9 protein-coding genes are annotated in these 12,880 nt (G+C 59.2%); 1 reads left to right on the plus strand and 8 read right to left on the minus strand.

What is annotated here, in order from left to right:
- From BZL43_RS00630 to BZL43_RS00660, 7 genes are all read right to left on the minus strand, one after another.
- Positions 1-1,478, minus strand: a 1,478-nt coding sequence (locus BZL43_RS00630) for a DUF5801 repeats-in-toxin domain-containing protein (protein ID WP_371916193.1), incomplete at its 3' end; no start/stop codon positions are given.
- A gap of 296 nt (positions 1,479-1,774) precedes the next feature.
- Positions 1,775-2,767 carry a LacI family DNA-binding transcriptional regulator gene (locus BZL43_RS00635; RefSeq protein WP_095630542.1) on the minus strand — a complete coding sequence of 331 codons (993 nt, stop codon included), beginning with the start codon at positions 2,765-2,767 and terminating at the stop codon, positions 1,775-1,777.
- 75 nt (positions 2,768-2,842) lie between these two features.
- Positions 2,843-4,345 (minus strand): glycoside hydrolase family 32 protein, encoded by a 1,503-nt coding sequence (locus BZL43_RS00640; RefSeq protein ID WP_095630543.1) that lies wholly within the window; start codon positions 4,343-4,345, stop codon positions 2,843-2,845.
- Entirely contained in the window at positions 4,342-5,487 is a 1,146-nt protein-coding gene (locus BZL43_RS00645; RefSeq protein WP_095630544.1) for an ABC transporter ATP-binding protein, read from the minus strand. The genes BZL43_RS00640 and BZL43_RS00645 overlap by 4 nt, the downstream gene beginning before the upstream one ends.
- Positions 5,488-5,514: 27 nt before the next feature.
- The gene (locus tag BZL43_RS00650; RefSeq protein ID WP_095630545.1) at positions 5,515-6,357 is read right to left on the minus strand and encodes a carbohydrate ABC transporter permease; all 843 of its coding nucleotides are present in this window, start codon (positions 6,355-6,357) and stop codon (positions 5,515-5,517) included.
- Positions 6,354-7,316 (minus strand): carbohydrate ABC transporter permease, encoded by a 963-nt coding sequence (locus tag BZL43_RS00655; protein ID WP_095630546.1) that lies wholly within the window; start codon positions 7,314-7,316, stop codon positions 6,354-6,356. Before BZL43_RS00655 ends, BZL43_RS00650 begins: the two co-directional genes overlap by 4 nt.
- Before the next feature lie 21 nt (positions 7,317-7,337).
- Positions 7,338-8,612 (minus strand): ABC transporter substrate-binding protein, encoded by a 1,275-nt coding sequence (locus BZL43_RS00660; protein ID WP_095630547.1) that lies wholly within the window; start codon positions 8,610-8,612, stop codon positions 7,338-7,340.
- Between the two features lie 168 nt (positions 8,613-8,780).
- On the opposite strand from BZL43_RS00660, the gene BZL43_RS00665 reads away from it, so the two are divergent.
- Positions 8,781-10,346, plus strand: a complete 1,566-nt coding sequence (locus BZL43_RS00665) for a carbohydrate porin (RefSeq protein ID WP_095630548.1) — start codon at positions 8,781-8,783, stop codon at positions 10,344-10,346.
- 89 nt (positions 10,347-10,435) lie between these two features.
- Here BZL43_RS00665 and BZL43_RS00670 read toward each other — a convergent pair whose 3' ends face one another.
- Positions 10,436-12,412, minus strand: a complete 1,977-nt coding sequence (locus BZL43_RS00670) for a metallophosphoesterase (protein ID WP_095630549.1) — start codon at positions 12,410-12,412, stop codon at positions 10,436-10,438.
- Between the last annotated feature and the right edge of the window lie 468 nt (positions 12,413-12,880).

Below are 12,880 nucleotides of genomic sequence, written 5' to 3' on the forward strand. Positions count from 1 at the left end.
CCGGCAATGCCATTGGCCAGACCGTCCTCGTCGACGGTTCCCGTCACGGCGGTACCGGTCGCGGTCGGCCCGTCGTCCTCGAAAATCATTTTGGAGCCGATTTCGGTTTTCGAAATAGAGGCCTGGACCAGCGTGAAACCACCGATATCAAAATCGGCATGGGCAGTGCCCTTGGCATCCAGGGCCGCCCCGTTCTCGATGAGCACGCGGTTGTGGTCCGTCGTGGTGGTGTATTCAATCTGATAGCCGGCTTTAACGCCGGTGATGGTTGCAACCCCACCAGAAAAGCTGATGATAATGCTCGGATCATTCACCGATCCGTTTGAGTTCTCGATCACCTGCCCGGTGCTGATGTTGAAAACCCGAACATTGGTGATGGCAACCGACGTATCACCCACATAACCGTTAATGAAGTTCGCGCCAGATTCAACAGCGGTGTTGAATGCACTGATTTTTACCACGGCACTCTTGCCGCTTTGCAGCTGTACGACGTCGAAATTGGCCATCTTCGCATTGAAGACGCCGGTAAAATCGATATTGGATTCAACATCTGCTTCGTTCTGATCCAGATTTGGAATGGTCATATCCTGCCGGGCACCCGTGACAAACGAATAACGAATGCCTTCCTGTTCCGTAATCATCTGGTTGTTGGTGCCGAAGGTGGTCGGGCCACCCGCCTGGCTGGTATTGATGGTGTCGCCAGTCGTTATATTGGCGCCGCTTGACTGGTCCGCGGGGTTCTTTCCGGTGGCGATGATGGTGGGGTCCGTGATCCGCACGACACCATTGACCGTTTCAGTTGCCGGGTTCGCTTTGGTGAACATCAGGAACAGGTTCTGCCCGGAGGGGGCATTGGCCAGGCTGAATTCCAGGTCCTGACTGGCTCCGATGAACACCTTATTCAGCAGATTGAGCGAATCATCGGGATTCGCCGTATCTGTATGCTTGAGCGGTTGGTACTCCACGGTCCAGATCTTGCCGCCCGAGACCGGCGATCCGGTTTCTTCGATGTAGGCGGCGAACACGATCGTGCCATTAGCGCCACCGGCCCGGCCCAGAACGATATTGTCGTTGTTCGCATCCGTGTAGAGAAGGATGCTGGTGCCATCGAGGGTATCCAGGCCACTGTCCAGACCATTGAGTGGTGCGCCATTGCTGTCGACGAAGCTGATATTGGTAATGGTGGCTCCGGGGTCGGGGGTGACGGTGAACGCATTGCTGCCTGTGTTGCCCACGGCACCGGTATAACCACTCAACGCTGCCCCCGTTGCGGTACCGGCGCCCAGGGCGGTCAAACGGGTAGCGAAGGTCGAGGGCAGGGAGGCCACCAGAATGTCATTGTCGTCAGCGTCGCCCGATGGGGCTGGCGTGGCGGTGGCATTTTGCAACCCGGATGTTTCGTCCAGCGAAACGCTCGCGCCGCTCCCGACCACGCTCAGAGCAATGGTCAGCGATGAGTTTTGTTCTTCAATAGTCATTACGTTTACCTGGGCAGTTGCGGTCATCTAGGCCTGACCGTTGACCTTTGGTCGCAACTATGGATAAGCGCCAGGTATTGCGCATCGGCGGATACTCCCAGACGGTGTGGGAGTTTCGGACTACTCGGGAGGGGAGGCGGGATGAGGCGAGAGGGCGCGGCGTGGCAGCGATCATGAGCAACAGTCATGATGCTGGGGGAAATTGGTGGTGAATCGGATGCCGGTAATAACTTCGTTCCGTAGTAAACACTCAACCCTTTACCGAGCGCTGGCCCTCGGTAAAGGGGGTTGATGGCTCACAACGACGTTCTGACCACCAATGGACAATCAACGCTCTGGGCTCCCTCTACCTCAAGGGCCTCAATCAGGTGCCGGGCCGCATTGCGACCGATCTCGTAGTACGGTAATTGCACCGTGGTCAGCGGCGGAATGAACAGTTCGGCAATGCCGATCATGTTGTCATAGCCGAGCACGGCGACATCGGCGGGAATTTTCAGACCTCGGCCCAACAACAGCTGATAGGCACAAAAGGCAATCCGGTCGTTGCCACAGATCAGGATGTCGAATTGCGGGCGACCCTCGATGATGTGCCGGTCGAGGATGGCTGCGGTTTCACCATAGGCGTCGTGATCGGAAAGGTCGTATTGCAGCAATGCCTCAGGCGCAAGGCCAAATGCCTGACAGGCACGCTGCAGGCCTTTTTGTCGCAAGCCCCAGGCCAGGCTCTGTTTGGGCAAGTTGATACACAGCGGACGCCGATAGCCTTGGCTCAACGCGTGATGGACGGCTCGATACTGCCCCATTTCGTCATCGGGCACATAACTGACCAGGCGACTGTCATCTGCCAGGCAATTGGCGAGCACCAGGGGTTTGCTCTTCAAGCGTTCGGGAATGCACACCTGGCGAAACCCCATGGCGCTGAAGATCAACCCGTCGGGACGGTGCGACAGCATCAAGTCGATGTTCTGGTCGGTCGGCGGGTTGCTCAACAGGTTGAGGATGAACACATTCCAGCCCGCCTGCTGCGCGGTCTGTTCGATGGACAGCAGCAACTCGACCGCGAACGGTGTGGTCGCGGTGTCCAGCGCGAACACACCGATGGTGCGCGACTGGAGGTTGTCGCCGCGCATTTTGCGCGCCGACAGGCTCGGTACGAATTGCAGTTCGTCAATGGCGCGACGCACCCGCTGAAGGGTTTCTGGGCTCAGTTTTTCCGGGTTGTTGAGCGCTCGAGAAACCGTCATCAGGGACACGCCGGCCAGCTGTGCAACGTCTTTCACTGAAGTCATGCGAGGCGAGGCCGGTCAGGTTGACGCAGGATCATGACACAGGGCCCGGGTTTCCCGCGACTCGAATGACGCCGCTCACAGCCATCCCGAGGCCAGAGGCCATGCCTTGGGAATCGAGACACGGCCACCACTCCCATTGGCAAACAGCTTCACGCCCAGGCTGTCGGGTCGCGGATAGAACCGACTGCTGAGGCTGAAGCGTCCGTTTTCGTCGAACACCTCGATGGACGAGCGATCGAGGAACACCCGCAGTGCCAGTCGTTCTTGTGTCGGGTCAATCGCCACGCTGCGCTGGCCAGTGACTTGCGCACCCGCGCGACTGCGGTCAAGCACCAGACGTTGCAACGATGCATCGTAATAAAGCAGGGTTTCTTCTTGGCCATCGTCGCTACAACGCAAGGCGATTCCGAGATGGCCGTGGGTGCAATCACGCAAATCCAGATGCACATGAATTTCGAGCATCTGGCCATTCACTTCCGGCACCCACCGGCTTCCCGAACCCTCCCACCAAGGCGCGCCCGGCAATGGCGCCATGCGCAGCGCGGTGAGCTCTCGTGCCGGATACACGCAAAGGCGATCGGCGTGCAGTTCAAGTTCGCGTGGCACGCCGAGCATGCCGCACCAGTGATGGGCCTGGCTCGGCATCGGGCTTTCCCACATGTCGAGCCACGCCCACACAAGGCGCCGGCCATCGGCCGCCAGGAGCGTTTGCGCGGCATAGAAATCGTGGCCGTTATCCAACTCGATAAAAGGCCCGCCGTTGAAGTGCCATTCGCTGTCGAGTTGGCCCACTCGATAACCGGTCTGGTATTTGTTGAGTCGATCGTAACCCTGGGGTTGCATGCCTTGAGGGGAGTAGAGCAGCACCTGGCGTCCGTTCAACCGGAACAGGTCCGGACATTCCCACATATAGCCATCGCCTGCGCTGCCGCTGGCCACATAGTTGAGGAACTCCCAGACGTGCAGATCCGTGGAACGGTACAGCGGCAGCAACGGTTTATCGCCCAGGCGTGCGCCGGCAATCAGGTACCAGCCGTCATCCTCCTGCCATACCTTGGGGTCGCGAAAGTGCATGATCGAATCGTGCGGCGCGGCCTCGATGACGGCGCCATGCTTGACGAACCGGATGCCGTCGCTGCTGGTGGCCAGGCACTGGACTTGACGGATCGAGCGCTCGTCACCCACGTCCCCCAGCCAGGTGTGCCCGGTGTAGATCAGTGCCAGGGTATCGCCACACACCACCGCGCTACCGGAAAAACAACCATCACGGTCAAAGTCATCGCCGGGCGCCAGCGCAATGGGCAGATGCTGCCAATGGACCAGATCGGTGCTCTTGGCATGCCCCCAATACATCGGGCCCCATTTCGCGTCGAAGGGGTGATGTTGATAGAACACGTGGTATTCGCCACGAAAGTACACCACCCCGTTAGGGTCGTTCATCCAGCCCACGGGAGGGGCAAGATGATAACCGGGGCGATAATCATCGATGACGCGAGACAGACCGTCATTCAGCGCCTGTTGCGCAAGCTCAAGGGCAGCGGACATTGGAACACTCATGCAATTCAAAGACACAGTCATAGGGCGCTTGCTCGTGCCGAGCGCTGAGGGACGCCAGCCGGCAGGGTTTCAATGGCGTGTGGATGACGGCTCAAGGCCGTGCCGTCGGCGTCGAACAGGTGCAGGTTGTCGATGTCCAGTTGCAGCTCAACCCGATCGCCCGCTTGCCATCCGGCGCTGACCTCGCAACGACAGATCAGTGGTTCGTCCTGACCTGTCTCCAGGTGCACATAGGTTTCGCTGCCCAGGTATTCGACCGCGATCACCACGACGCCGGCAGTTCCGTCCACCGCTTTGAGCGACACGTGTTCCGGGCGAATCCCCAGAGTCAGCTGCGTGCCGGCCGCCAGGTTCGAGCTGTCGAAGGGCAGGGAGGTGACACCCCACACGAGGGTATCGACCAGGCTGGTTTCGCCTGGCGTCTGCAGGCGCGCCGACAGAAAATTCATTCTGGGCGAACCGAGAAAACCGGCGACAAAGCGGCTGGCCGGGCGCTCATAGAGTTCACGCGGTGAACCGACCTGTTCTACGCGACCACCATTGAGCACGACAATTTTGTCGGCCAGGGTCATCGCTTCAACCTGATCGTGGGTGACGTAGATCATGGTCGAGCCGAGCCGATCGTGCAGTCGGGCAATTTCGTTGCGCATCTGCACCCGCAAGGAGGCATCCAGGTTGGAGAGCGGTTCGTCGAACAACAGAATGTCCGGTTCCCGCGCCATGGCTCTGCCCATGGCCACACGCTGACGTTGCCCACCGGACAGCTCTTTTGGCTTGCGTTGCAGCAGTTTGTCCAGTTGCAGGATTTGCGCGGTTTTCAGTACGCGCTCGCGCAGGCTGGCCTTGTCCGTCTTGGCCAGTTTGAGACCAAAACTGATGTTGTCGTAGACGCTCATATGCGGGTACAGCGCATAAGACTGAAACACCATGCCGACGCCACGCTCGCGGGGCTCCAGGTCGTTGACCCGACGCCCGTCGATCAGCAGGTCGCCGCCGCAGATCGAATCCAGGCCGGCGATCAGTCGCAGCAGGGTCGACTTTCCGCAGCCCGAAGGGCCGACAAACACCACGAATTCACCCGCCGCGATTTCCAGGCTGACGTCGCGAAGAATTCGCGCGCCGCCCAATTGCTTGTTTACGTTGTCCAGTTTCAATTTGATCACGATGCTGTTCCTTGTCTTTGTTGGGCATCAACCCTTTAACGCGCCGGCAGTGAGACCGGAAACGATTCGGCGCTGGAAGATCAGCACCAGAATCACCAGTGGGACGGTGACCACCACCGATGCAGCCATCAACAGCCCCCAAGGCAACTCATGGGGGCTGCCGCCGGAAATCAGGGCGATGGCGACCGGCACCGTGCGTTGCGTGTCGGTGAGGGTGAAGGTCAGGGCAAACAGGAACTCGTTCCACGCGGCGATGAAGGCCAATAGGCCGGTGGTGACCAGTGCGGGCCAGAGCAGCGGCAACAGCACGCGGGTCAGCGTGACCCAGGGCGAGGCGCCATCCATGATTGCCGCTTCTTCCAGTTCATGGGGCAGTTGTCCCATGAACGTGGTCAGCACCCAGACGGTGAAGGGCAGGGTGAAAATCGTGTAGCTCAGAATCAATGCCCAGGACGTGTTGTACAGGCCCAGCGCGCGGATCACTTCGAACAGCCCCGACAGCACAGCAACCTGAGGAAACATCGACACGCCAAGGACCATCATCAAGACCGTGCCACGCCCCCGAAACTTCACCCGGCCCAAGGCATAGGCGGCGGTCAGGCTGAGGAATAGCGCCAGGGTCACCACGCACAGCGCAACCACCAGCGAGTTGCCGATCGCCCGCAGGAATGAGGCCTGATTGAGCACCGCCGTGTAATTGGAGAAGTCGGGGTTGTCGATCCAGTAACTCACCTCGAACAAGGCGCTGGACGGCTTCAGCGACGTCACGATGGCGTAGTAGAAAGGGAAGACCGCATACAGCAGCAACACCCCGATCAGACACCAGAACCCGAGGCGCAACAGGGCTTTTTTCAGTAGGCGCAGGTTCATGAGCGGACCTCCAGTTGACGGCGTCCGAGGTAGAGATAAAGCAGGGCGATGACCGCAACCACCAGAAACAGCAGCGTCGAGGCCGCGCTGCCGTAACCGACGTCCTGGAATTCCACGAGGTGCTGGCGGGCATACACCGACATGCTCATGGTGCTCGATGAGTTCGAGGTCAGCACATAGATCACGTCGAACACCCGCAGCGAGTCGAGGATGCGGAAGATCGCTGCTACCAGCAGTGCGGGCATTAGCAGGGGCAGCGTGACACGCCAGAACACCTTCAGTGGATGAATGCCATCGACCCTGGCGGCTTCGTAGCAATCGCTCGGCAACATCTGCAACGCGGCCAACATCAGCAGCGTGACAAACGGGACGGTCTTCCAGACATCGACGATGATCACCGCCCACATCGACAAATCCGCATCGGCCGTCCAGGCCAGAGGGACGTCTATCAAGCCAAGGCTGAGCATCAGGTGATTGATGATGCCGAACTGGTCGTTAAGCATCCATGACCAGATTTTCGCCGAGACAATGGTCGGAATCGCCCAGGGAATCAGAATCATCGCCCGCACCAGTGAACGGCCAGTGAACTTGATGTTCAGCAGCAACGCCACCAGCAGCCCCAGTACGACTTCCAGCCCCACCGACACCACGGTGAAATGCAAGGTGTTGCGCACCGCGTTCCACCATTGCGGATCGACCAGAATGCCCGACCAGCTGGAACCGTTGTGGAACAGATAATTGCCAAAGCCTATGAAGGTTCCGCCACCGGTGTCCGCCAGGTTGGCGTCGGTCAGGCTGAACCAGAATGTGCGCAGCAGCGGCCAGGCTGCCACCAGGGTCAGACACAGCAACATTGGCATCAGAAACAGCCAGGCGGCGCGTACCCGGCGACGTTGTACGGGCGTCTCCCTGGTGAGCAGCAACTCGTCACCGGGGACATGGATTGTAGAGACAGACATGGTGATTTCCTTCCTTGTGGCTTACCAGTTCCGGCGTTTGATACGTGTAAGTTCGCTTTCCAGATCGGCCAGTGCCTGATCGACAGGCAACTCGCCCGCCAGCACGCCATGCACTCGATCGAAGAACGCATTGGTGACCCGTGGATAGCGATCGGCAGTGATGGAGGCGGGGCGCATGACCCCATCGTTGAGAATGCTGTGCAACTGAGCGTAATAAGGCATTGCCGCGAGCAGGTCGGGATCTTGATACAGCGACTCGATGACCGGGTTATAGGCACCGATCAGGGCACGATGTTTTTGCTCTCGGGCGCTGGTCAGGTAGCTCACCAATTCGGCGGCCAGTTCTGGATGAGCGCTGTAACGCGATACCGCCAGGCCCCAGCCACCGAGAGTGGATGCATGGGTGCCGGTCTCGCCGCCACGGGGCAGGGGAGCGACCCCGACCTTGTCTTTTACAGCGCTGTCCTGGCTTTGCACCAGGGCCCAGACATACGGCCAGTTACGCATGAACAGCGCATTGCCCGACTGGAACACGCCCCGGCCTTCTTCTTCGGTGTAATTGAGCACGCCGGGCGGGGAGATGTCGCCGACCCAACTTTTGGCCAGGGTCAACGCTGTTCTTGAGGCCTGACTGTTGACCACGATGTCGCCTCGTGAATTGACCAGTCCGCCTTGCGGTTGACTGCTGATCCACTCCAGCGCATTGCACGTCAGGCCCTCGTAGGCGCGCCCTTGAAAGATATAACCCCAGGCATTGGGGTTTCCGGCGGTGCGCTCAGCCTGTTGAATAGTTTTGGCGGTAGCGGTCATTTCCTCCCAGGTCTGGGGCACCTGCTGGTTGTACTTCTCGAGCAAGTCCTTGCGGTAATACAGCAGGCCCGAGTCAGTGAACCACGGCATCGTCACCAGCCGTCCGTTCACCGTGGCGTTGTCCACCTGTGCCTGGAAATAGCCTTGGGTCGCGTTGGCGGGAAGCACCTGGCGCAGATCCAGCAGATGTTTGGCCAGCATCCCCGGCCACACCATATCGATTTGAATGATGTCGATGTCGCTGGACTGCGCACTGAGGATCTGTTGGTAGAACGACAATCGCTCGGTTGCCGAGTTAGGCGTGGAAACCACCTCGACGTTGTTGCCAGTCTGTTTCGACCACGCCTGCACAGCCTCTTTGCAGAGTTGCAACTCCGCACCTACCGCCCCGCACGAGATCGTCAAATCGGCGGCGCTCGAGAGGGATGGAAGCCCGGCGCAGAGGGTAAGCAGTGCTGCTGGAAGAAGAGATTTGAGCTGTTTCATAAAGCCCTCTTTATTTTTGTTTTTAGAAAAGTTAACGTTAACATCGCCAAATGTAGCAGCGTATTTGCGATGAGGCATCCTTTTTTTCGTCGATTTTGGCAAATCACGACTCTCGACAGAAAAGGTCGGTCGCAGGACCAAACAATAAAAACAAAACAGGAAATCCCCATGCAGAAAGCATCAAGCTGGCTACTCGCAGGCGTGCTCGGCACCTCGGCGGCGACCACTCAAGCCGCGACTCTGGAACAACGAATGGCCGCGTTTGAAGCGCGTGCCGCCGCTGCGGAAAAACGCGCCGCCGCAGCCGAGCAGCAAACCCAGGCACTCGCCAGGGAATTGCAGCAGATCAAACTGGCGACTCCTGCCTTGCAACCGGCGGCGTCTACTGCAGCCGCCACTGCGGCGCCTACTTTGGACACTCGACTGGCAAAACTCGAAGCCCGCCAGCAAAGCATGGAAAAGCAAGACAGTAGCGGACACCTGACTGACGGTTTCAGCTTCAAGGGTTACGCCCGCTCCGGATTGCTGATCAACGATGGGCTGGGCGGTGGTCGTGGCGGCCCTTACACAACACCTGCCGGTTCAGTCGGTGGTGCCGTCGGGCGACTCGGTAACGAAGACGACACCTACATGCGCATAGACCTGGCGAAAGAAATCTACGCGCAGAACGGCACCCGTTCCAAATTCACCGTGTCCATCGCCGACGGTGTGGAAAGCTCCAACGACTGGACCGCCGACGAGAGCAATCTGAACGTGCGTCAGGTGTTTACCGAGCTCGATCATCTCGCCGCCTTCAAGGGCAATTCAGTGTTCGAGAACTCCACCCTGTGGGCAGGCAAACGATTCGACAGAGACAACTTCGATATCCACTGGCTGGACTCGGACGTCGTCTACCTGGCTGGCACCGGAGGGGGTATCTACGATGTGCAGATGAACAAGCACTGGCGCTCGAATTATTCCTTGATGGGGCGCAACTATGGGGATTTCAGTGAGGGCGGTGTCAATGCCGATGTGGAAAGCTACATCCTGACCTCCAACCAGTTCTTCGATGATGGTCAGTGGCAGTGGATGTTCAACGGCATTGGCTCAAAGAAAAACGACTTTGCCACTCGCACCAATGAAGCGGGCCTGACGCCTGCGGATTCCGGCTTGCACAGCATGCTGGCCAATCACCAGAAAGACTTTTTCGGTCGCGAAGGCTTCTTTAAAACAGCGCTGCTCTACGGGCAAGGCCTGGGGGCAGAGGTCAAGAACATCGGTGCGGATGGCGAGCTGATCGACGATGCCCGCGCGTTGCGTCTGGCGCTTTACGGCGAGACGCCCATTGCCCCCGGCTGGCGCATAGGCCCCAGTTTGCTGGCCGAACAAAGCAAGGACAGATACGTCAAGAGTGACGACTATCGCTGGATGACGTTGAACGTGCGGTTAGCCAATGAAATCAACAGCAATTTCGAGATGGCCTACGAGATGAGCTGGCAAACCATGGACCTCGACCCCAAGGGCTACATGCAACGTAATGCGGTCGATGGCAACTTCTGGAAATTCACGATTGCCCCGACATTCAAACCTGACGTTGGAGACCTGCTCACACGCCCTGAATTGCGAGTGTTCGCAAGCCTGATGAACTGGTCTTCGGATCTGGACGGATACAGTTCCACAGACAACTTCGGCAAGTCGGACTTCAACGCCGGCGGTGTATGGCAGTACGGCATACAGATGGAAACCTGGTTCTGATATCGGCTTCATCTGTGTAGGCGCCAGGCTTGCCGGCGAAGGTGTCTTTGAAAACGCCTTCGCCGGCAAGCCTGGCGCCTACGAAGCGTTCATGAGGCGGTTTTTCCACGTTGAATCACGATCGGCGGCTCGATCAGTTGCAGTTCGAGCGCCCCCGAGGCTGGCACGAAGCGCGGGCCAGTGCTTTCAGGTGTTGCCCGCAACCTCCAGGTGCGCTGTACCTTCGCCAGTTTGGCGACTCCCGATCCCAGGGACCAGCGCCGGCAGACCTTCTCCAGCTTGAGTGGATAAATGGTCAGTTCGTCGCCTTTGAAATGCATGCGCAGGAAGCATTTGTGGTCGGCGATGCACTGCGAAGAGAAAACCGCCTCGCTGTGCAGCCCCCAAAAGGTATTGCCCATCACCATCCAGGCACCGAACAACAGGCCTCCCAAACTGCCGCCGAGCACCAGCGTCTCCGCCAGGAACAACACAACCTGGTGCAGGTTTTCAACCTCCAGCTGCAGGTAGTGGATGTTGACACGGCCCATCAACCACAGCAGGCCGATTGCCAGTGCCAGATGAAGGACCCCGTGAACAGCCCCAATGGCATAGGCGAGCTTTCGGGTGCGCTTGACCCCGGCGGCAGAGAACACGGCGCAACCCAGCACGATGATCACGGCGAACATCACCGACGAAGGACTGTGGGACAAGACCAGGAGCAGATGTCGCCAAACTTCGCTGATGTTGGGAACAGATGCCTGGAGGTCGGACAATACGTCCATCAGGCTGCGGTTGCCTCGTGCCGGGTGGGGCACCGTGCTTGCGCTTTGTACCATCCAGTCGAACAGCAGATACAAGATGGCCAGCATGCCGCAGAACGAGAGATTGCGGGTAGGCAGCCGCCATGCCCGGTTACGCAGTTGCTCGGAGGTCTTTTTGGCCGGGTAGACGGCCGCCAGCTCGTAATGCTGGCGGGTTCCGCCCACGTTGATCGGCTTGGGCGGATCGGGAAGGTGATGGGTAGCATTCAAGAAGGCGCCGCCGCCTCCGCAGGTGATGCGCTGCGGCGCCGGGGGGCCCGCTTTTGGCTGATAGCGCGCGTAATGGTGTGAGTCGCCGGCCAGGACTACCGCAAGGTGGTCACCCAAGAGTTCCTCGATCTCGCGCAGGCTGCGAAAGCGCGGCGTCTGGGTTTCGATCGAGGGCAAGGCCTTGCTGTCTTCCCGTGCCAGCCGTTCCGCCTCGTCCACCCAGCTCGGCTCGGGTGTGCAGAGGATCACGCGATCGCCTGGCTGCAATTTGGCGTGCATCTGCTGGAAGTATTGCTTCTGCTGGCGGTCGATCATGGATTCAAACTGCAGATCCAGGCCCCAGACCCACCAGCCATTGGGCAACTGCAGCACGTAGTAACCGGTGCGCTGGCGGGTTTCCCAGGCGCCGATGGGCTTCTGCTCGCAAAACAGTTGGGAGAAACCGCGCAGACCGTCATACCAATCATGGTTGCCGGGCGTCGCCAATATCCACGGCGCACCCGGCTGCCGCACGGGCTGGGCCTGGTCATCCGGGCGTTCCTTGGGTACCGGCGCGGGAAATGCGGCGCGGAAGGGGTCAAGGAAACGGGTGCGATACCCATTGCCGGCTGGCGTGGGATAGACCTGATCGCCGCCGAGCAGCAGCACGTCGCCGCGGGGCAGTGAGAGCTGGTGTTCCGGCAACTCGACAGCCTGGCTGACACACAGCGCCATCGAGTAGGTGGAGTCCCAGCCATCGCCAGTATCGGCCAGATAATCGACCCACACGTCACCGTCGGCAACCACCTGGATGGGCGGGTTAGAGTCCCGGGGGTTGAGCATCGCCAGCACTTCGCGCGGGTCGGCGAAGGCTCCCATCGTGGTGGCGACAGCCGTTTGTATGCCCGTGCGCATCAGCTGCAACGGGCCCAGCCAGTTGACCATCGCCTCCTGGGTATAAAGCTCGATGCGGCTATTGAGCGTGGAAGAGTGGGTGGAACGGGTCATGGCGAGGGGCGGAGTGTGCGGCGTACGCACTTCTCCAGCGCGAAACTCAATCGAATGCTCCTTCATCATCCAGCCTCCATTGCTGTAACGAGTTCAGGTACCGCAAAAGGATGATCTTTTGTCGGTCGATTCAGAATAGGTCAGTTACGCGATAGCTGCCGGTTGAGGAGACGTTGTCGTGAACGGTTCCGTGCATTTTATGAAAACTTAGCGACATAAATTGATCCCACTGAATTCCAGGCAATTTCAGCCGTGACGCACCCGTTGTAGCAGCTGCCGAGCCTGCGAGGCTGCGTTCGGCTGCGAAGCAGTCGTAAAACCAGAAATTATGGTGTGTGTCAGGCAGACCGCATCTGTCGGACTCACGACTGCTGCGCAGCCGAACGCAGCCTCGCAGGCTCGGCAGCTGCTACGGATAACATGACGTCTTGACTGATTGACAGACCCGCCACAATGGCGGGTCCGAAAGGGGGAGAGGCAGAGGGGCGGCATCTTCCCCATGCGCCCCAACATTTTGGTCACGATCTGCCGATC

Source organism: Pseudomonas sp. PICF141, assembly GCF_002286815.1.
GTDB lineage: Bacteria > Pseudomonadota > Gammaproteobacteria > Pseudomonadales > Pseudomonadaceae > Aquipseudomonas.